The sequence below is a fragment of the Nocardia harenae NBRC 108248 genome, assembly GCF_001612885.1.
Taxonomy (GTDB): Bacteria; Actinomycetota; Actinomycetes; order Mycobacteriales; family Mycobacteriaceae; genus Nocardia; species Nocardia harenae.
Genome location: NZ_BDBH01000001.1, coordinates 393,386 through 416,193 on the forward strand (window position 1 = coordinate 393,386; position 22,808 = coordinate 416,193).

The 22,808-nt window shown below is 76.0% G+C and carries 1 protein-coding gene; it reads right to left on the minus strand.

Going from position 1 to position 22,808, the window contains the following annotated elements; translation table 11 throughout:
* Positions 1 to 174 precede the first annotated feature (174 nt).
* Positions 175 to 22,776, minus strand: coding sequence for a non-ribosomal peptide synthetase (locus NH2_RS01665; RefSeq protein WP_067646988.1), 22,602 nt, complete (start codon positions 22,774 to 22,776; stop codon positions 175 to 177).
* Positions 22,777 to 22,808 lie beyond the last annotated feature (32 nt).

The window sequence follows — 22,808 nt, forward strand, 5'->3', positions numbered from 1 at the left end:
ACACCTTCGCTTCTCGTCTCGGGTTTCGACTGGCACGTCCGGACGCGGACACACGTCGGGAACCCTACGGTCTGTGTAGTCGCCGTGGCCCCGCGTGACGTTACTGTAACCTCGCCCCATCATGCCCGACCCGCGGCGCGGGCCCCCTGACGGGTTCGGCGCGCGGCGCGGGAGTCAGTACGCCGCCTGCTGGTGCGAGCCGTGCTCGGCGAGGCCGCCGAGTGCGCGCACCCAGTGCTCGGCGAAGACCCGGATCTCGTCCTGGTTGAAGGCCGCCTCGACGTAGTCGAAGCGGACGAGCAGGCCGTCCGGGCCGACATCGATGAGCAGGTCGAGCAGCAGATCCGGGATCGGCGGCTCGATCAGCACCCGGGCCGGGCGCACGTCGCGGTAGCGCAGCGCGTACCGGCCCTGCGCCGCGGCAGCCAGCTCGCGGCGCGCGGTGACGTGCCGCAGCACCGAGTAGCCCGCGCCGCCGGAGGGCACAGCGGCGCGCGCGGCGGCGACCCGCTCCAGCAGGGTGCCCGCGGCCGGGCCGCCGACCAGCGCCTCGGCCACGTCGACGTCGGCCATGGGCAGCGGGAACGGGTAGCTCAGGTCGAAGGCGCCCGCGACCCCGTCGGTGCGGCCCGCGGTCCTGCCGTCCGCCTGCAGCCGGACGACCGGGCCGATGGCCCTGGTGACCGCCTGGTCGGCGGCGGTGCGGACGGCGAGCGCGGTGGCGGCGAGCAGCACGTCGAGCACCTCGGCGCCGTGCGCGGCCGCGGCGGCGGCCACCGCGGCGGTGCCGTCGGCGGTGATGGTGAGCGAGATGCGGCGGCGGCCGCCCGCCGGGATCGGCGGCTCGGCCGGGCGGCCCGCGAGGGTGCCGCGCCACCAGTCCAGCTCGGCGCGCTCGGCGCCGGCCAGGCGGCGGCGCAGGGCGGTGAGCAGTTCGGTGACGCCGTCGTCCGAGCCGGGCGGGTTGGCGTGCCTGCTGCCGGACCAGGTGGCGGCGATGTCGTCGGCCAGGATGCGCCAGGTGGTGTCGTCGACCACGAGGGCCGAGGCGACCAGGAGCAGGGTGGCGGAGCCGTCTGGGCGGGCGGCGAAGACGGCGCGGATATTGCGGCCCGCGGTGGGGTCGAGTTCGGCCGAGACCTCGGCGACCAGGCGGTCCAGGGGTGGGAGTTCGCCGGAGAGCGGGAGGTGCAGGAAGGTTTCGTCCGCTCGCTCGGTGCGCGGGGGGAGCTCGAAGACCGGGCCGGGGGCGCCTGGTTCCTGGCGCCAGCGGGACCAGAGGAGGGGGTGGCGTTCCAGGACGGCGTCGATCGCTGCGCGGACCGCCGCCGGGTCGGTGCCTGCGGGGACGTCCAGCGCGGCCGCGCGGGCGTGGACAGCGAGGCCGAGGGCGGCCGCGGTGGGGGTGGTGATGGGGAGGCGGGACGGGAGGACGGCGGTGGTCAGCGACGAGGTGGAGATGGTCGGGACCCGGGTTCTGGGCTCGGCCGGGGGTTCGGAGTCGGTGAGAGCGGGGCCGAACGGGTTGAGGGTGGCCGGGCGGGCGCGGTGGCGGGGGGCTCTGTCCTCGGTGTAGGACGGGGTGGGCACGGGGGATTCGTCGGCGGAGTTCGGTGCGGGGACGCCGTTCGGCGTGGTGGCCCACGGGGTGCTCTCGGTGGGGACGCGAGGGGGTTCGGGTGGGGTGCTGAGCCGGGGTGGGGTGGCGGGCTCGCCGCTGCGGGCCGGGGTGGTGGGGATGCCGTTCGCCGGGGTGGCCCAGGGGTACTCGGGGGCGGGTCCCGCCGGGGTGGCCCGGGGGTACTCGACGGCGGGTCCCGCCGGGGTGGCGTCCGTGCTGGGGGCGCCGTTCGCCGGGGTCGCCCAGCCGGGCTCGACGCTGGGAGGTACCGAGATGTCGGGGCCCGGGGTGTCGTCCACCGGGGTCGCCCAGCCGGACTCGACGCTGGGAGGTACCGAGGTGTCGGGTGGCGTTGTGGGTGATTCTTCGGCTGGGGTGGCAGGCATCGGAGTCGCGGCCTGTGCGGGCTCGCCGACGGCGGTGGCGGTGGCCGGTGCCGGCTCGGCGGAGGAGACAGTGGTGGCGGGCGCGGGGGTGTCGGGGGTTGGGGCGCGGGGTGCGGGGAGGGGGCGGATTTCGGTGGGGGCGTCGGCGGTGAGGAGGGCGTCGAGGAGGGGGAGGACGGTGGCCAGGGCGGCGGCGTCGGTCATCTCCTCGTGGCGGACGGGGACCTCGTGGTCGAGGATGCGGGCGGCGTGCGGGCGCCAGGACGCGATGACGTCGTGGTCGCGGCGGTCGTCGGCGGCGGCGCGGAAGTAGTGCACGGTGCCGTCGAAGACGCCGGGGCGGTGCCGCGGGAGCAGCAGGACCGAGCGGACCGCGGTGGTGTAGGCGGCGCGCAGGCGGGTGCGGTCGACCTCGACCATCTCCGCGGGGATGCTGCGGTGCAGGGCGGCCAGGTGCTCCTCGGAGAGTTCGGCGAGGCGGTCGGGGTCGACGTCGTGCATGCCGATCTCGGCGAGCATGCGGACCGTGGTCTCGCGCCAGGTGGCGAGGTCGAAGGCGAAGTCGGCGTCGAGCAGGGCGAGCAGGGTGACCTGCTGTTTCGCGGCGCGCAGGCGGACCGCCACCTCGTGGGCGAGGATGCCGCCGAGTGACCAGCCGAGCAGGTTGTACGGGCCGTCGGGGTGGATCGCGCGGATCTCGGTGACGTAGCGCTCGGCGAGTTCGGCCAGCGACTCCGGGTCGTCCCAGGCGTCCGGGCCGGTGAGCGGCTCCGAGAGGACGGGGGATTGGATGCCGTAGACGGGGATGCCGGGGGTGAGGCGGGTGGCGAGGGGCTGGTAGCACCAGGCCAGACCTGCCATGGGGTGGATGCAGAACAGGGGTGGTTGGCCGGGGTCGCCGGTGCGGAGTGGGAGGACGATGGCGAGGGCCGGGTCCGCCGGGGCGGCGTGTCTGCCCGCGGGGGCGGGCTGGTAGACGGTGGTCGGCAGGTCGTCGGCGCCGAGTGCGGTGCTCGGTGCGCCGGAGATTCCGGCATCCGAGGGGATGTGGTCGGCATGCTCGCCGTCGCTTGCCCCGGCGAACGGGTCGGCGGCGACATCGGCGGCCGCGGGCGCGCCGAGCTCCACCGGCACTCCCCCGGCCACATCCGCGCCGGACTCCACCGGCACTCCCCCGGCCACATCCGCGCCGGACTCCACCGGCACTCCCCCGGCCGCATCCGCGCCGGACTCCACCGGCACTTCCCCGGCCACATCCGCGCCGGGCTCCAGCTCAGCCGCTGCGCCGTCCTGTGTGCCTGGCTCCGACCCCGGGTGGACGTGAGTGCCTGGCTCCGCCGAGAGTCCCTCGGCCACAGGCAGAACGGGCTCCGACGAGGCGCCCGCGTGGACGTCGGAATCAGCTGGGACTCCCCGGGCGGGGACGCCGCGGACCGCATCGATGCGAGCCGCCAGATCGGCGACGGTGGCGCCGTCGAAGAGCCACGGAACGCGGACGGGCACATCGGTTTCCGAGGCCAGCCGCGCGACGGCGCGCACGGCGTCGAGACTGGTCCCGCCGAGCGCGAAGAAATCGTCGTCGGCGCCGACACCGACGGCGCCGGGGAGCGCGGCGGCGAAGGCTTCGGCGACGAGGCGCTCGGTGGCGGTCGAGGGCTCCCGGCCCGCGCGGGGGGCGAAATCGGGGGCGGGGAGGGCGCGGCGATCCAGCTTGCCGGTGCCGGTGAGCGGCAGCTCGGCGAGCGGGACGACGGCGGCGGGCACCAGGTACCCGGGCAGCCGGGTGCGGGCGAAGGCGAGCAGCTCGGCGGGGTCGGCGACCTGGCCCGCGACCGGCACCGGGTAGGCGACGAGCCGCCCGTCCGCGACGGTCACCGCGGCCGCGGCGACGGCGGGGTGCGCGCGCAGCACCGCCTCCACCTCGCCGGGCTCGACCCGCTGCCCGCGCAGCTTCACCTGGAAGTCGTTGCGGCCCAGATACTCCAGTCCGCGCCGTCCGAGCCGGACGATATCGCCGGTGCGGTACAGCCGCTCGCCGGGGCGGAACGGGTCGGCCACGAACCGCTCGGCGGTGCGCCCCGGCTCGCCCGCGTAGCCGCGGGCCAGCTGGACCCCGGCCAGGTACAGCTCGCCGGGGGCGCCGATCGGCACCCGGCGCAGCAGCCCGTCGAGCACGTGGATGTCGGTGCCCGCGACCGGGGTTCCGATGGGCACCGGGCCGGTCCCGCCGTCGGTGTCGGCGCGGTAGGCGGTGACCACGGTCGCCTCGGCGGGGCCGTACCAGTTGTGCAGTTCGCCGGCGAGCAGGGCGGTGCAGCGGTGCACGGTGGTCCGGCTCAGCGCCTCGCCTGCGGCGAAGACCCGGCGCGGCAGCGCGGCGGGCTCGCCGGGGGTCTCGGCGAGCAGCCCGAGGTAGGCGTCGAGCAACGAGGGGACGAAGTGCACGGTGGTCACCCCTTCGCGCTCGATGACGGCGCGGAGCAGCGCGGGGTCGCGGTGCGCGCCGGGTTCGGCGATCACCAGCCTGGCCCCGGTCTGCAGGGGCCAGAAGAGTTCCCAGGCGTGGATGTCGAAGGTGACAGGGGTCTTGTGCAGCACGACGTCGGAGCTGTCGTGCGGGTGCGCGGCCTGGGCCCAGCGCAGCTGGTTCACCAGCTGCCGGTGCGTCATGAGCACGCCCTTGGGGCGGCCGGTGGAGCCGGAGGTGTGCACCACCGAGGCCAGCGTGTCGGGGCGGTTGATGTACGCCCGCGCGATCCCCGGCCGCACCTCGGCGAAGTCGACCACCGCGGTGCCCGCGCCGGTGCGGAAATCCGACGAAGCGAGCACGAATTCCGGCTGCACCTGGGCGAGGACGGCGTCGAGCCGCTCGGCGGGGTCGTCCGGGTCGAGCGGGACGTAGGCGGCACCGGTCCCCAGCACCGCGTAGATCGCGGTCACCAGGTCGAGTGAGCGCGGCAGCGCGACCGCGACCAGCCGCTCCGGGCCTGCGCCGAGCCGGGTGAGCGCGCCGGCGTAACCGGCGACACGCAGCCCGAATTCGGCGTAGGTCAGGGTCTCGTCGCCGAAGGTCACCGCGGGCGCGTCGGGGGTGCGCGCCACCTGGTCGCGGAAGAGCGAGACCAGGGTGTCGGTGCCGGGCGGCGGGGCGAGCGCGCCGTCGTTCAGCGCGTCCAGGACGGCGCGCTCCGGGCCGGGGAGCAGGTCGAGCGCGGCCAGCCTGCGGTCGGGGCCGAGCGAGAGGCGGTCGAGGACGACGCGCAGCCGCTGGGTGAGCACGGCGGCGACCGCGTCCTCCACGGTGTCGCGGCGGAAGAGCACCCGGATGCCGAGCTGCGCGCCCACGTCGACCAGCAGGGTGATCGGGTAGTGCGTGTAGGTGACGGAGTCCGTGCCGCCGAGTCCGGGTATCCCGGTGGCGTGCTCGGCGGCCGCGCGCAGCGCCTCGGTGTCCACCGGGTAGCTCTCGACCGCCACGAGGGTGTCGAAGAGCGGGTCGGCGGAGCCGGTGCGGTGCGCGGGGGCGCGCTGGATCTCGGCCAGGCCGAGGTGGTGGTGGTCGAGCAGCGCGGCCTGCTCGGACTGCAAGCGGGTGAGCAGGGTACGCACGGTGCCCGGGCCACCGGTGTGCACCCGCACGGGCACGGTGGTGGCGAAGAGCCCGACCATCTCCTCGGCCCCGGCCAGCTCGGCGGAGCGGCCCGAGACCACCGCGCCGAAGACCACGTCGGCACTGCCGACGGCGCCGCCGAGCACCAGCGCCCACGCGGCCTGCACCACGGTGGCGAGGGTGACGCCGGTGCCGGTGGCGAGCGCGCCGAGCGCGGCGGTCCTGGTGGCGTCGACCTCGACGACGGCGGTGCCGACCTCGTCGCGCTGCTCGGCAGGCACCGGCCCGGCGAAGGCGGCGAGCGCGGGGGCGAGCAGGGTCGGCTCGACGCCGTCGAGCGCGGCGGCCCACGCCGCGGTGGCGGCCTCGCGGTCGCGCTCCGCGAGGTACTGCACGTAGTCGCGGTACGGCCGCGGCGCGGGCAGCTCGGGCCCGCCCGCGTAGAGCACGAGCAGATCCCGGACCAGCAGCGGCATGGACCAGCCGTCGAGCAGCAGGTGGTGCAGGGTGAGCGTCAGGTGGGCGCGCCCGGATTCGGTGCGGTACACCGTCATCCGGAGCAGCGGGGCAACGCCCGGGTCCATGGGCTCGGCGCGCTCGGCGGCGCGCAGCGCGGGCAGGTCGGCGTCGGGCACCGGCTCGAAGTGCCGCCACGGCAGCGGGACCCGCTCGTAGACCAGCTGCACGGGGGTGCCGTCGGCGGTGTGCGCGAAGACGGTGCGCAGCACGGCGTGCCGGTCGAGCAGGGCCAGCCCGGCGGCGTAGAGGCGGTCCATGGCCACGTCGGCGGGGAGCTCGAGGGCGAACTGCATGACGTAGTAGTCGGGGCCGGGCTCGGCGCTGTGGACGAGCAGCCCGGCCTGCAGCGGGGTCACCGGGAGCACGTCGACCAGGCCGTCGCCCGCCGCGCGCCAGCCGTCGAGCTCGGGCTGCGTGACCGTGACCAGCGCGACGTCGGAGGGGGTGAGCCCGCCTGCGGCCGGGTGGTCGAGGTGCCCGGCCAGCGACTCCAGCGCGGCCAGCCAGTCCTCGGCGAGATCGCGGACATCGGCCTCGTCCAGGATGCCTGCCACGTAGCGGAAGGTGGCGGTGAGCCGGATGCCGTCCAGGTCGTCGGCGACGGCGTCGATCTCGATCACGCCGGAGGCGGGCAGCTCGGGCGCGGGGTCCAGCTCGATCCGGCCGAACTCGCCGGTGGGCAGCCAGTCCATGGTGAGCGCGCCCGCGATGCCGCCCGCCCGGCCCAGGTAGTTGAAGGAGATCTGGCCGGGGTGCGCGGGCTCGGCGAGCTCGCCCGCGGGGTCGAGCCTGCGCAGCATGCCGAAGCCGATGCCGCGGTCCGGCACCGCGCGCAGGTTCTCCTTGACCGCGCGCACCGCCTCGGCGGCGGCCGCCCCGCCCTCGTAGTCGGGGCCGAGCGCGACGGCGCCCAGGTCCAGCGCGACCGGGTGCACGGTGGTGAACCAGCCGACGGTGCGGGCCAGGTCGGCGCCGGGCACCACCTGCTCCTCGCGGCCGTGGCCCTCCAGCCGCACCACGGTGGTCGCGGCCTCGACGCCGCGCCGGGAGCGCCAGGCCCGCACCGCCATGGCCAGCGCGGTGAGCAGGGCGGTGTCCGGGCCGGTGTGGTAGAGCGCGGGCAGCCGGGTGAGCACCGCGGCGGCGATCGGGCCGGGCACCGGCACCTCGAAGCGGCCGGTGCCCGCGTGCGTGTCGCGGCGCGGGTCGAGCGCGCGCACGCCGAGCAGCGGGTCGGGGGTGGCCAGGATCGAGCGCCAGAGCGGGAGCTCGCCGGCGCGGCCGGGCGCGGCGGCGGCGAGGCCGTGCGCCCAGCGGCGCAGCGAGGTGCCGACCGGGGGCAGCTCCACCTCGATACCCGCGGAGATCTGCGCCCACGCGGTGACCAGGTCGGGCAGCAGCACCCGCCAGGAGACGCCGTCGATCACGTAGTGGTGCACGGCGAGCACCAGCGCGTCGCGGTCGTCGGGGCGGTGCAGCCAGACCCCGGCGAACATCCGGCCCGCGGCGGGGGCCAGCTCGGCGAGCGCGGTGTCGGCGGCGACGGTGGCGAAGCGGTTCAGCTCCACCTCGCCCGCCGCGGCGGGCACGTCGAGCCGGGTGACGGCGGCCTCGACGAGTTCGGCCGCGCCGGTGGCCCTGGTCTCGAACTCCCAGCCGCCCGGTGCCGGGCGCAGCCGGGCGCGCAGCGCGTCGTGCCGCTCCACCACCGCGGCGAGGGTGGCGACCAGCTCGCCGCGGTCGATGCCCGGCGGCAGCGCGAGCACCATGAACTGGCCGAAGCGGTCGACGATGCCGCCGCGGTCGAGGAAGTCGGCGAGCACCGGGAGCAGCGGCAGCGAGCCGATGCCGCCGCCGGAGAGCTCGGCAGGCGCGGTGCCCTGGTGCGCCGCGGTGCGGGCAATCCGGGCCAGCCCGGCCACGGTGCGCTGCTCGAAGACCTCGCGCGCGGTGATCACCAGCCCGGCCGCGCGGGCACCGCCGACCACCTGGATGGCCGAGATGCTGTCGCCGCCGAGCGCGAAGAAGGAGTCGTCGACGCCGATGTGCTCCAGCCCGAGCACCCGGCCGAAGATCTCGGCCAGCCGGGCCTGGGTGGCGTCGACCGGGGGCCGCGCGGTGCCGCCGGACGGGACGGGGGCGGGCAGCGCGGCCCGGTCCAGCTTGCCGCCCGGGGTGAGCGGAATGGCGTCGAGCACCACCAGCGCCGCAGGCACCAGGTGCGCGGGCAGCCGGTGCGTGACGAAGGCGTGCAGCTGCTCCACGCCGATCTCGCGGCCGTCGGCGGGCAGCACGTAGCCGACCAGCCCGACGGCGCCGCCGGGCAGCTGCCGCGGCTGCACCACCGCGAAGCCGACCGACTCGTGCGCGGTGAGCACGGCCTCCAGCTCGCCCGGCTCGATCCGCAGCCCGCGGATCTTCACCTGCAGGTCGTTGCGGCCGAGGAACTCCAGGTCGCCCGCGGCGGTGCGGCGCACCAGGTCGCCGGTTCGGTACATGCGCTGGCCGGGCAGCCACGGGCAGGCGACGAAGCGGGAGGCGGTGAGCCCGGGGCGGTTCCGGTAGCCCTCGGCGAGCGCGGCGCCCGCGATGTGCAGCTCGCCGACGGCGCCGGTCGGCACCGGGTGCAGCCGCCCGTCGAGCACCCACTCGGTGATCCCGGCGACGGTCTCGCCGAGCGTCACCGGCGCGCCCGGCTGCAACCGGGCGCTGTTGGTCATGATGGTGGCCTCGGTGGGGCCGTAGCCGTTGTGCACCTCGCGCACCCCCCCGTCCGGCAGCGCGATCGCCCAGCGGGCGGCGAGCTCCGGCGGGCTCGCCTCGCCCGCGGCGAGCAGCGAGACCAGGTCGGGCAGCGCGGCCGGGTCGAGGGTGGCGAGCACCGAGGGGGTCAGCACGGCGTGCGAGACCGCCTCGGTGCGCAGCAGCTCGGCCAGCTCGTCGCCGCTGGAGGCGCTGCGCGGGGCGATCACCAGGGTGGCGGCGGCGCCCGCGGCCAGCAGCAGCTCGAAGATCGAGGCGTCGAAGGAGGGCGAGGCGACGTGCAGCACCCGCGACTCGCCCGCGGCGCGCAGCGCGACCCGCTGCGCCACCACCAGCCCGGCCAGCCCGAGGTGGTTCACCGCGACGCCCTTCGGCGCGCCGGTGGAGCCGGAGGTGTAGACCACGTAGGCGATATCGGCCGGGCTGAGCGGGGCCAGCCGGTCCCGGTCCGCGACCGGGGCGCTGCCGAACTCGTTGATCCAGCTGTCCGAGCCGCGGCCGTCCAGCGCCAGCCAGGGCAGGTCGGCGGGGAGCCGGTCGCGCACGGCGGCGAGGGTGAGCCCGAGCACCGCGCCGGAGTCGGTGACCATGTAGGCGACGCGCTCCGGCGGGTAGTCCGGGTCCACCGGGACGAAGGCGGCGCCGGTCTGCGCCACGGCCCAGATGGCGAGCACCGACTCCGGAGTGCGCGGCATGCCGATGGCGACCACGTCGCCGGGGCCGATGCCGCTGTCGATCAGGGCGCGGGCCAGCCGCGCGGAGCGGGTCTGCAGCTCGTCGTAGCTCCACGCCCGCTCGCCCGCGCGCACCGCGACGGTGGCGGGCGCCTGCGCGGCGGCGCCGGTGAACAGCTCGGAGAGGGTGAGCAGATCGGGCGCCGGCCTGCCGCCGAGCCGCGACGACCCGCCCAGCTCGGCCTCGGTGACCAGCGGCAGGTCGCCGACCGGGGTGCGCGGCGCGGCGGCGACCGCGGCGAGCAGCCGGACGAAGCGCCCGGCGAAGGCGCGCACGGTGGACTCGGCGTAGCGGTCGAGCGCGTACCCGACCGAGCCGATCAGCGCGGCGTCCCGCTCCGGCCCGGCGGCGCCGATGGCGACGGAGAGGTCGAAGCGCTCGACCCGGAGCTGCGGGTCGAGAACGGTCAGCTCCAGCCCGGGCAGCGCGAAGCCGGTGGCGGGCAGGTTCTGGTAGGCCAGCGCGACCTGGAAGAGCGGGCTGCGGTTCAGCGCGCGCTCCGGCTCCAGCGCCGCCACGACCTCCTCGAACGGCACGTCGGCGTGCGCGAAGGCGGCCAGGTCGGTCTCGCGCTGCCTGGCGAGCAGCTCGGCGAAGGGCTCGGCCGGGTCGATCCGGCTGCGCAGCACCAGGGTATTGACGAACATGCCGACCACGTCGTCCAGCTCGGCCACGCCGCGGCCCGCGACCGCGGTGCCGACGGCGATGTCGTCGCCGCCGCCGAGCCGGGCCAGCAGCACCGCGAGCACGGTGTGCACGGTCATGAAGAGCGAGGCGCCGGTGCTCCGCGCCAGCTCGTCCAGGGCGCGGTGCACCGCGGGGTCGACGGTGAAGGCGACCGAGCCGCCGCGCAGCGAGGGCTGCGCGGGGCGCGGGCGGTCGCCGGGCAGGGTGGACTCCGCGGGCAGCCCCTCCAGTGCGTTCCGCCAGTAGCGCAGCTGGGCGGCGCCGAGCGAGTCGGGGTCGTCCGGGTCGCCGACGGTGGCGCGCTGCCAGAGCGCGTAATCGGCGTACTGCACCGGCAGCGGCGCCCACTCGGGGGCGGCGCCGACGGCCCTGGCCCGGTAGGCGGCGACCAGGTCGTGGGTGAGCGGGCGGATCGACCAGCCGTCGGCGGCGATGTGGTGCAGCACCACGACCAGCACGTGCTCGTCGGCGCCGGGCTCCGGGTCGGTGACGGCGAGCAGCGCGACCCGCACCGGGACCTCGGCGGCCACGTCGAACGGGGTCGCGGCCAGCTCGGCGACCCGCTCGGTGACCTCGGCCGCGGCCACCGGCTCGACCCCGAGCTCGATACCGCCGCCGGGCGGCAGGATGAGCTGCTCGGGGCCGGTGCCGCTGTCCGGGTAGCGGGTGCGGAGCGTTTCGTGCCGGGCGAGCAGGTCGCCGAGCGCGGCGCGCAGCGCGGCGGTGTCGAGCGCGCCGCGCAGCCGGACCGCGACCGGGATGTTGTAGGCGGTGGCGGCGGTGTCGAACTGGTTCAGGAACCACATCCGGCGCTGTGCCGGGGAGAGCGGCACGGCGGCCGGACGGGCAGCGGCGACCAGCGCGGGGGCGTCCTCGACCGGCGCGCCGGTGAGCCGGGCGGCCAGCGCCGAGACCACGGGCAGCTCGAAGACGAGCGCCACCGGGACCCGGCGCTCCAGCGCCGCGCCGATCCGGGCCGCGACCCGCATGGCGCCCAGCGAATTGCCGCCGAGCGCGAAGAAGTCGTCGTCCCGGCCGACGCCGGTGCGCGCCAGCACCTCCGCGTACGCGGCGGCCACCAGCTCCTCCACCGGGCCGCTCGGCGCGGTGAAGGCGCGCGCGGTGAACTCGGGGGCGGGCAGCGCGCGGCGGTCCAGCTTGCCGGAGCTGGTGAGCGGCATGGCTTCCAGCTCCACCAGCGCGGTGGGCACCAGGTACCCGGGTAGCCGGGCGGCGAGCCCGCCGCGCAGGGCATCGCGGTCGAGCCGGGCGCCGTCGGCGGGCACCAGGTAGCCGACCAGGTGCTCGCCCTCGGCCACCGGCACCGGCACCACGACGGCCTGCGCGACCCCGGGCGCGGCGAGCAGCGCGGCCTCGATCTCGCCCAGCTCGACCCGCTGGCCGCGGAACTTCACCTGGAAGTCGGCGCGGCCGCGGTACTCCAGCTCGCCGGACGCGGTGCGGCGCACCAGGTCACCGCTGCGGTACATGCGGGCGCCCGCCGGGCCGAAGGGGTCGGCCACGAAGCGCTCGGCGGTGCGGTCGGGGCGGCCGACGTAGCCGCGGGCCAGCTGGTCACCGGCCAGGTAGAGCTCGCCGACCACGCCGTCCGGCACCGGGTGCAGCCGCTCGTCCAGCAGGTACACCCGGCTGCCGCCCTGCGGCTCGCCGATGGCGACCGGAGCACCGGGGCGCGCGGTCCAGCCGGTGATGGAGACGGCGGCCTCGGTGGGGCCGTAGAGGTTGTGCAGCCGGGCCGGGGTGGCCGCGGCGAAGGCGGCGACGGTCTCCGGCGGCAGCGCCTCGCCGATCACGAAGAGCTCGCGCAGGCTCGCCAGGTCGGCGCTGTCCCGGCCCGCCGCCGCGACCAGCGCGGTGAGCACGGACGGGACGAAGTCGGTGACGGTGATGCCGCGCGCGGCGATGGTGTCCAGCAGGTACCGCGGATCGCGGTGGCCGTCGGGGGTGGCGAGCACCAGCCTGGCGCCCGCGCGCAGCGGCAGCAGCCAGCCCCAGAGCGAGACGTCGAAGGTGGTGGCGGTCTTCTGCAGGTAGCGGTCGCCCGGCTCCAGCGGGTAGCGCGCCAGCATCCAGCTGATCTGCTGGTGGATGGCGCGCTGCGGCACCGCGACGCCCTTGGGCTGCCCGGTCGAGCCGGAGGTGAAGAGCACGTAGGCGGGGTGCTCGGGGTGCAGCGGGGCGCGGCGCTCGTGGGCGGCGAGCGGCTCGGCGGCGAAGCCGGTGGCGTCCAGGCTGTCCAGCTCCAGCACCGGCAGCCAGGCGGGGGCGGGCACCCGGTCGGCGGCGGTGGTGAGCAGGCAGACCGGTGCCGCGATATCGAGCACGGTGCCGATTCGCTCGGCCGGGTGCTCGGGGTCGAGCGGCAGGTAGGCGGCGCCCGCGGTGAGCACCGCGTAGATGGCGATCACCAGCTCCGGGGAGCGGCGGATGGAGAGCGCGACAACGGTTTCCGGTCCCGCGCCGCGCGCGATGAGCAGCCGGGCGAGCCGGTTCACGGCGGCGTCGAACTCGGCGTAGGTGAGGATGCGGCCCTCGTACTCCACCGCGACCTGCGCCGGGAGCGTGCGCGCCGCCCGCCGGTACCCGTCGAGCAGCTCCTCGGCCTGGACCTGGAAGGCCGGGCCGGACCACACCGCGGCTTCCCGCTCGGCGGCGGTGAGCAGCGCGGCGTCGCCGACCGGAACGGAGGGCCGGGTGACCAGCTCGTCCAGCAGGCGGAGCAGCCGGTCGGCGAAGCCGGCGACGGTCTCCGGCTCGAAGAGATCGGTGGCGTAGGCGAATTCGGCCGCGGCGGCGCCCCCGCGCGGCGGGGTGACGGTGAGCTGCAGGTCGAAGCGGGCGCGGGCGCCCTCGACCTCGAGCCCGGCCACGGACAGGCCGGGCAGCTCGAGCGCGACCGGGTCGAGGTTCTGGAAGAAGAGCGCGACGGTGAAGAGCGGGTGGTGCGCGGCGCTGCGCTCGGGGTCGAGCACCTCCACCAGCCGCTCGAAGGGCAGTTCGGCATTGGCGAAGGCGCCGAGGTCGGTCTCCCTGACCCGGGCGAGCAGCTCGGTGAAGGGCTCGGCGGGGTCGATCCGGGTGCGCAGCACCAGGGTGTTGACGAACATGCCGACCAGGTCGTCCAGCACCGCCTCGCCGCGCCCGGCGACCGGGGTGCCGACGGTGATGTCGCCGGTGCCGGTGAGCCGGGCCAGCAGCACCGCGAAGGCGGCGTGCGTGACCATGAAGGCCGAGGCGCCGTTGCGGCGGGCGAGCTCCTCGACGGCGGCGTAGGTCTCGGCGGGGATGGTGAAGGGGTGCCTGGCGCCGCGGCCGGAGGCGACGGCGGGGCGCGGGTGGTCGGCGGGCAGGTCGAGGCGCGCGGGGATGCCGTCGAGCGTGGCCTGCCAGTAGCGGAGCTGGGTGGCGGCCATGGACTCGGGGTCGTCCTCGGCGCCGAGCAGTTCGCGCTGCCAGAGGGTGTAGTCGGCGTACTGGACCGGGAGCGGGGGCAAGGCGGGCTCGCGGCCTTCGGCGCGGGCCAGGTAGGCGGTGCTGAGGTCGCGCACCAGCGGGGCCACCGAGGCCCCGTCGGCGGCGATGTGGTGCAGCACCAGCGCGAAGACGTACTCGCGCGGGCCCAGCTCGTAGAGCGCGGCGCGCACCGGCGGCCGCTCGGTGACGTCGATGCCGACATTGGCGAAGTCGGCGAGCTTGGCGGGGAGCGTGGCCGGGTCGGCCGGGCGCGGGTCCAGGTCGGGCAGCACCCCGGCGACCGGGAGCACCACCTGGTGCGCGGCGCCGTCCACCGCCGGGTAGACGGTGCGCAGCGCCTCGTGCCGCGCCAGCACGTCGGCGACGGCGGCCCGGACGGCGGCGACGTCGACCGCGCCGGTGAGGCGCAGCGCCACCGGGATGGTGTCGGTGGGCGAGGTGGTGTCGAACTGGTTGAGGAACCACATGCGCTGCTGCGCCGGGGAGAGCGGCAGCCGCTCCGGGCGCGGCACCGGGGTGAGCGCGGGGCGCGCGCCGGAGCCCTGGATCTCGGCGAGCCGCGCGGCCAGCGCCGCCACCGTGGGGGCCTCGAAGACCAGCCGGGCCTGCACGGTGGTGTCCAGCCGGGCGCCGAGCCGGGCGGCCAGCCTGGTGGCGCTGAGCGAATTGCCGCCGAGCGCGAAGAAGTCGTCGTCGGCGCCCGCGCGCTCGGCGCCGAGCAGCTCCACGAAGACCCGGGCGACCAGCGCCTCCAGCCGGGTGGCGGGCGCACGGTAGGCGGCGCCGCGCAGGACGGGGGCCGGGAGCGCGGCCCGGTCCAGCTTGCCGGTGGGGGCCAGCGGCACCTCGTCCAGCAGCGTGATGGCGGCGGGCACCATGTAGCCGGGCAGGCTCCGCTCGGCCAGCGCGAAGAGCTCGCTCGGCTCCGGCGCGCGGCCGGGGTGCGGCCGCACGTAGGCGGCGAGGATGGTCCCGCCGCCGGGCCGGTCGATGCCGAGCGTCGCGACGAAGTCGACGTCGGCGTGGCTCGCCAGCACGGCGTCGATCTCGCCGAGCTCGATCCGCCTGCCCCTGATCTTGACCTGGGTGTCGGTGCGGCCGACGAACTCCAGATCGCCGGACCTGGTCCAGCGCACCAGATCCCCGGTGCGGTAGAGCCGGGAGCCGTCCGCGGCGAACGGGTCGGCGACGAAGCGGTCCGCGGTGAGCCCGGGCCGGGCCAGGTAGCCGCGGGCCAGCTGCGCGCCGGTCAGGTACAGCTCGCCGACCACCCGGTCCGGCACCGGGCGCAGCCGCCGGTCCAGCACGTACACCCCGTTGCCCGGGATGGCGGTGCCGACGGTCGGCACCAGCCTGCCGCTGAGCTGCTCGGTGACGGTGGTGGCGACGGTGGCCTCGGTGGGGCCGTAGGCGTTGTAGAACTCGCGGATCCGGTCGCCGCCGATCGGCAGCACCCAGCGCCGCACCAGGTCGGCCTTGAGCACCTCGCCGCCGGTGAGGATAACCCGCAGGTCGTCGAGGCCGTCCGGCTCCATGGCGGCGAGCGCGGTGGGGGTGAAGACGGCGTGCGTCACCCGCTCCCGGCGCAGCAGCGCCGCCAGGTCGGCGCCGCCGTAGACGGTCGGCGGCACCACGACGGCGGTCGCCGAGCCCGACAGCGTGATCAGCAGCTCCAGGAAGGAGGCGTCGAACGACGGCGAGGCGAAGTGCAGTACCCGGGAATCCGGGGTGACGCCGTACTTCTCACGCTGGTGCGCGCCGAGCCGGGCGAACCCGGCGTGCGTCACCACGACGCCCTTGGGCACCCCGGTCGAGCCGGAGGTGTAGATGACGTAGGCCGGGTGCCTGGGCTCCAGCGGCCTGCGCCGGTCGGTCTGCTCGACCGCGCCCGCCGGGTAGGCGGCGTAGGCCGTGTTCTCGCTGTCCAGCAGCAGCCACTCGGCGGCGCCGGGCAGCCGGTCGCGCACCCCGGCGACGGTGAGCCCGAGCAGCACCCCGGAGTCGCCGATCATGTGCGCCACCCGCTCGGCCGGGTGGTCCGGGTCGATCGGCAGGTAGGCGGCGCCCGCCTTGGCGATGGCCCAGACCGCGAGCACCGACTCCGGCGAGCGCGGCATGGCCACCGCGACGATGTCCTCCGGCCCGACGCCGCGCGCGATGAGCGCGCGCGCCACCCGGTTCGAGCGCTCGTCCAGCTCGGCGTAGGTGAGCTCGACCGCGCCGCCGTCGGGGTCGGGGTAGCGCACGGCGGCGCCGACCGGCGCGCTCCAGACCGCGGCGGTCATGAGCTCGGGCAGCGTGGCGGCGGCGACCGGGGCCGCGGCCAGCTGGGTGCGGGCGTGCGCGCGCTCGCGCTCGGCGGCGTCGAGGAGGTCGATGGCGCCGACCGCGATCTCCGGGTCGTCGGCGACGGCGGCGAGCACCCGGGCGAAGCGGCGCGCGAAGGACTGCGCGGCGACCTCGTCGAAGACATCGGCGGCGACGGTGAAGAGCGCGACCAGCTCGCCGGCGCGGCCGTCCACCCGCGGCCGCGGCTCCACCACGACCTGCAGGTCGAACTTGGCGGTGACGGCGCCGGGGTCGAGCGCGCTCACCCGCAGCCCGGGCAGCTCCAGCGCGGGCGGCTCCACGTTCTGGAACGCGAGCATGACCTGGAACAGCGGGTGGTGCGGGCCGACGTGCCCGGCCACCGCGTGCTCCACGACCTGCTCGAACGGCACCTCGGCGTGCGCGAACGCGGTCAGGTCGGTCTCCCGGACCCGGTCGAGCAGCTCGGTGAAGCTCTCCTCCGGGTCGAGCACGGTGCGCAGCGTGAGCGAGTTGACGAACATGCCGACCAGGTCGTCCAGCGCCCGGTCGCCGCGCCCGGCGTACGGGGTGCCGATGGCCAGGTCGTTGCTGTCGGCGAAGCGGGCGAGCAGCACCGCGAGCGCGGCGTGCACGGCCATGAAGACGGTGGCGTTGCGGCCGCGGGTGAACCGGATCAGCGCCTCGTGCACCTCGGCCGGGATCACCACCCGCGCGGTGAGCCCGCGCATGGTCGGGATGGCCGGGCGCGGGCGGTCCCACGGCAGCTCCAGCACGGCGGGGAGCCCGGCGAGCTGCTCCTTCCAGTACGCCAGCTGGCGGTTAGCGAGCGAGCCGGGGTCGTCGGCCGAGCCGACCACCTCGCGCTGCCGGATGGCGTAGTCGGCGTAGCGCACCGCGAGCGGCGCGAAGGCGGGGCGCGCACCGGCGGCGCGGGCGGCGTAGGCGGTCACCAGGTCGCGGGCGAGCACCGCCACCGAGGCGCCGTCGACGCAGATGTGGTGCAGCACCAGGACCAGCAGGTGCTCGGTGGGGCCGGTCTGCACCAGCACGGCCCGCACCGGGACGTGCTCGGCGACGTCGAACGGGTTGCCCATGAGCTCGGCCACCAGCCGCCCCGGATCGGCGGCGCGGCGGACCGGCAGCCCCTCCGGCATGGTCTCCTCGACCGTCCGCACCTCCTGGTACGGCTCGCCGTCCGGGCCGAGCGGGTAGCGGGTGCGCAGCGGCTCGTGCCGGTCGAGCACGTCGGCGACGGCGGTGCGCAGCGCGGGGGCATCGAGCTCGCCGGTGAGCCGGATGGCGAGCGGGATGTTGTAGACCAGCGACTCCGGGTCCAGCCGGTTCAGCACCCACATGCGGTGCTGGGCGGGGGCCAGCGGCACCCGCTCCGGCCTGCGCACCGGCACCAGCGGCGGCCGCTCGGCGCGGCCGTCCGCGGCGGCGCTCGCCACCACCCGGGCGGCCAGCGCGGCGACGGTGGGGGCGTCGAAGAGGTCGCGCACCGAGACCGCGGCGTCCAGCGCCTCGTTCACCCGCGCCACCGCGCGGGTGGCGAGCAGCGAGTTACCGCCGAGCGCGAAGAAGTCGTCGTCCCGGCCCACCTCGGTGGCGCCGAGCAGCCCGGCGAAGACGTCGGCGACGCCCTGCTCGATCGGGCCTGCCGGGGCCTGCGCCTGCGCGGCGCCGATCACCTCGGGGCTCGGCAGCGCGGCGCGGTCCAGCTTGCCGTTGCGGGTGAGCGGGAGCGCGGTGAGCACGGTGATCACATCGGGCACCATGTGCGCGGGCAGCACCGCGGCCAGCTCGGCGCGGAGCACGCCCGGGTCCGGCCCGGCGCCGGTGAAGGCGTCCCAGACCTGGCCGGGCACCACGTACCCGACCAGCCGCTCGCCGCTGTGCTCGTCGGCGCGGACCAGCACCGCCGCCTCGGCGACGCCGTCCAGCCCGAGCAGCGCGGCCTCCACCTCGCCCGGCTCGATCCGGAAGCCGCGCACCTGCACCTGCTGGTCGGCGCGGCCCAGGTACTCCAGCGCCATGCCCGCGCCGAACCCGGCCCAGCGGCCGAGGTCGCCGCTGCGGTACATGCGGGCGCCGGGCGGGCCGAAGGGGTCGGCCACGAAGCGCGCCGCGGTGCGCCCCGGCTGCCCGGCGTAGCCGCGGGCCAGCTGCCCGCCGCTCACGTGCAGCTCGCCGATCACCCCGACCGGCGCCGGGTGCAGCCGGTCGTCCAGCACGTACGCCCGGACGCCGGGCAGCGCGCGGCCGATCACCCCGACCGCCTCCGCGGCCAGCCGCTCGTCCAGCACCTGGAAGGTGACGTGCACCGTGGTCTCGGTGATGCCGTACATGTTCACCAGCCACGGGGCGTCCCGCGGGTACCGCTCGTACCAGGCGCGCAGCCCGCGCAGGTCGAGCGCCTCGCCGCCGAGGACCACGTAGCGCAGCGCCAGCGGGTCGGCGCCGCCCGCCACCGCGGCCCGGTCCGCCTCGGCCAGCTGCCGGAAGGCCGACGGGGTCTGGTTCAGCACGGTGACCCGCTCGCGGACGAGCAGCGCGCGGAACGCCTCCGGCGAGCGCGCGGTGAGCTGGTCGACCAGGACCACGGTGCCGCCGGTGGCGAAAGCGCACCACAGCTCCCAGACCGAGAAGTCGAAGGCGAAGGAGTGGAAGAGGGTCCAGGCGTCGTCGGCGTCGAAGTCGAAGATGAGCTGGGTGTTGGCGAAGAGCTCGAGCACGTTGCGGTGCGTCACCCGGACGCCCTTCGGCGTCCCGGTGGAACCGGAGGTGTAGATGATGTAGGCCAGATTGTCCGGGCGCAGCTCGCCGCGGCGCGCGGCGGCCAGCCGCCGCTGCGGGGCGTACACCTGGGTGACGTGCTCGTCCGGCTCGGCGCCGGTGCCGAGCTCGGCCAGCGTCACCACCGGGATGTCGGTGGGCGGGAGCAGCTCGCGCTCGGCGCCGGTGGTGAGCACCGCGACCGGGGCGGCGTCGGCGAGCAGGAAGCGCAGCCGCTGCGCCGGGTAGCCGGTGTCCAGCGGCAGGTAGGCGGCTCCGGACATGAGCACCGCGAGCAGCGCCACCGGCAGCTCCTCGGTGCGGCCCGCGGCCACCGCGACCACGGTCTCCGGGGCGGCGCCGAGCTCGATGAGCGCCCGCGCGGCCTGCTCGGCGCGGGCCCAGAGCGTGCCGTAGTCGAGCTCGGTGCCGAGCTCGCCGGTGCCGCGCACCGCCACCGAGTACGGCCTGGCCTGGGCGCGCGCCGCGACCAGGTCGACCAGGGTGAGCTCGGGCACCGGCGCGCCCGCGGTGTTCCAGGCGTTGAGCACCAGCTCCTGCTCGCCCGGCGCGAGCAGCTCCAGGTCGCCGACCGGAACGCCGGCGTCGGCCGCGACCGCGGCCAGCACCCGGACGAAGCGGTCGGCGAAATCGCGCACGGTGGGCGGGTCGAAGAGGTCGGTGGCGAAGTCGATCGCCCCCTCCAGCCCGGAGCCGGGGTGCTCGACCAGGGTGAGCTGCAGGTCGAAGCGGGCCTGGCCGGTGCTGGGCAGCTCGATCGGGCGCACCGCGAGCCCGGGCAGCTCCAGCTCGGCGCGCGCGGTGTTCTGGAAGGCCAGCATGACCTGGAAGAGCGGGTGCCGCGCGGGCGAGCGCACCGGGTCGAGCAGCTCCACCAGCCGTTCGAAGGGCACGTCGGCGTGGCCGAAGGCCGCGATATCGCCGCCGCGCACCTCGCGCAGCAGCTCGGTGAAGGGGCGCGCGGTATCCACCTCGGCACGCAGCACCAGGGTATTGACGAACATGCCGACGACGTCGTCCAGCGCCGCGTCGCCGCGGCCGGCGACCGGGGTGCCGATCACCACGTCGCCGGTGCCGGAGAGCCGGCTCAGCACCACCGCGAGCGCGGCGTGCACCACCATGAACAGCGTCGCGTCGTGCTCGCCCGCGAGCCTGCGCAGCCCGGCGTGCGTGGCGGCGTCCACCCGGAAGGGCAGGGTGTCGCCGCGGTGCGAGGCCTCGGCCGGGCGCGGGCGATCGGCGGGCAGCTCCGGCTGCGGCGGCAGGTCGGCGAGCCGGGCCCGCCAGTAGCCGAGCTGGTTCGCCATGGTGGAGGTGGGGTCGTCCTCGGCGCCGAGGGTGCGCCGCTGCCAGAGGGCGTAGTCGGCGTACTGCACGGCGGGCGGTTCCCAGTCCGGCTCGGCGCCGCGGCTCCGGCTCAGGTACGCCGTCATGAGGTCGCGGGTGAGCGGGGCCAGCGAGAAGCCGTCGGCGGCGATGTGGTGCACCACGCAGACCAGCACCGCGTCGTCCGGGCCGAGGTCGAGCAGGATCGCCCGGATCGGCGGCGCCGCGGTGACGTCGAAGCCGCGCGCGGCGGCCGCCACGACCAGGTCGGGGAGCTCGTCCTCGGTGGCGCGGCCGCGCTCCAGCCGGGGCACCACCGGGTCGTCGACCGGCCGGATGTCCTGGTAGCCGACGCCGTCCAGCTCCGGGTAGACCGTGCGCAGCACCTCGTGCCTGCCGATCAGGTCGGCGACGGCCTGCTCCAGCGCGGCCACGTCGAGCGTGCCGGTGAGCCGCACCGCCATCGGGATGTTGTTGACCGCGGATTCCGGGTCGAAGCGGTTCAGGAACCACATGCGCTGCTGTGCGTAGGAGAGCGGAATCCGCTCCGGCCGCGGCTGCGCGGTGAGCGGCGGCCTGCCGCCGGTGCCCGCGTACGCCGCCACCCGATCGGCCAGCGCAGCGACGGTGGTGGCCTCGAAGAGCAGCTGCACCGGGACCTTGGCCGCCAGCGCGGTGCCGATCCGGGCGGCGGCCTGCGCGGCGAGCAGCGAATTACCGCCGAGTTCGAAGAAGTCGTCGTCGGCACCGACTTCGAAGAAGTCATCATCAGCACCGACTTCCAAGAAGTCATCATCAGCACCGGCCGGGGTCCGTCGCCCCAGCACCGCGGCGAAGGCCTCGGCGACGGCCCGCTCGGCGGCGGTGCCGGGGGCACGGAACTCGCGCGCGGCGAAGACCGGCTCCGGCAGCGCGGCCCGGTCCAGCTTGCCGACCGGGTTCAGCGGAATGTGGTCGAGCACGACCACGGCCGCCGGGATCATGTAGGCGGGCAGCGCGCGCCCGGCGAAGAGCACCAGCTTCTCGGTGTCGAGTACCGCGCCGGGCCGGGGCAGCACGTAGGAGACCAGCGCGGTGACCCCCGATGGCAGCACCTTGCCGAGCGTGGCGGCGTAGTCGACGTCCTCGTGCGCGGTGAGCGCGGCATCGATCTCGCCCAGCTCCACCCGGAAGCCGCGCACCTTGACCTGGAAGTCGGTCCGGCCGAGGAACTCCAAGGGAATGTGCGCGACGTCGACGGGGCGCCCCGGGGCGCCGGGATCGGTGCGCCGAGCCAGATCACCGGTGCGGTACATGCGGCTGCCCGGCTCGCCGAGCTCGCCGCCGAAGGGGCAGGCCACGAAGCGGCTCGCGGTGAGCGCGGTGCGGTTCAGGTAGCCGCGGGCCAGCGCGGGCCCGGCCAGGTAGAGCTCGCCTGCCACCCCGGCCGGCACCGGCCGCAGCCTGGCGTCCAGCACGAAGACGTGCACCCCCGGGTAGGCGGTGCCGATGGTGATCGGCTCGCCCGCGCGCAGCGCCGGGGTGCCGGTGGCGGCGATGGTGGCCTCGGTGGGGCCGTAGGCATTGAAGAAGTCGCGCGGCGCGCCGGCGTCGGAGTCGCCCGACGGCCGAGCCCAGCGCCGGACCAATTCCGGGCCGAAGCGGTCGCCGATGACCATGACCGAGCGCAGCTCGTCGATCCCGCCCGGATCCACCGACTCCAGCGCGCCCGGCGTGATGAGCATGTGCGTCACCCGCTCGCGGCGGATGAGATCGGCCAGCTCGAAGCCGCCGAACACCCCGGGCGGCGCGATCACCAGCGTGGAGCCGGTGCCGAAGGCCAGCAGCAGCTCCAGCACCGAGACGTCGAAGTTGGGCGAGCAGATGTGCAGCACCCGGGAACCCGGCCGCACGTCGTAGTGGTCGCGCTCGTGCGCGACCAGCGCGCCGAGACCGGCGTGCGTGACGACGACGCCCTTCGGCTTCCCGGTCGACCCGGAGGTGTAGAGCACATAGGCCGGGTGCTCGACGTGCAGCGGCCGCACCCGGTCCTCGTAGGAGACCGGGTGCCCCTCGCGCTCGTCGATGCGCCTGGCGACGGTGGGGTCGTCCAGCTCGATCCAGTAGGCGGCGGTGCCGAGCACCGGCCGGTGCCTGCTCAGGGTGAGGCCGAACTCGGCGCCGGAATCGGCCACCATGTGCTCGATCCGCTCGCGCGGGTAGGTGGGGTCGATCGGCACGTAGGCCGCGCCCGCCTTGGCGATGGCCCACACCGACAGCACCGACTCCGCCGACCTGGTGATGGCGATGGCGACCACCGAGCCGGGGCCGACCTCCCGGGCGATGAGCTCGCGGGCCAGCTTGGAGGAGGCCGCGTCCAGCTCGCGGTAGCTCAGCTCCTCCTGGTCGCCGGGCTCGCCGGTGGGGTTGTACCGGATCGCCACCGACTCCGCCGCAGCCTCGACCGCCCCGGTCAGCAGCTGAACGAACAGCGGGCTACGGGTCTTGCGCCGACGGTTGTCCCGGTTCGAGCGTCGGTGGGAGTCCATCGTGTGCATCCCCTAAGGCAGAGCAGATTCTC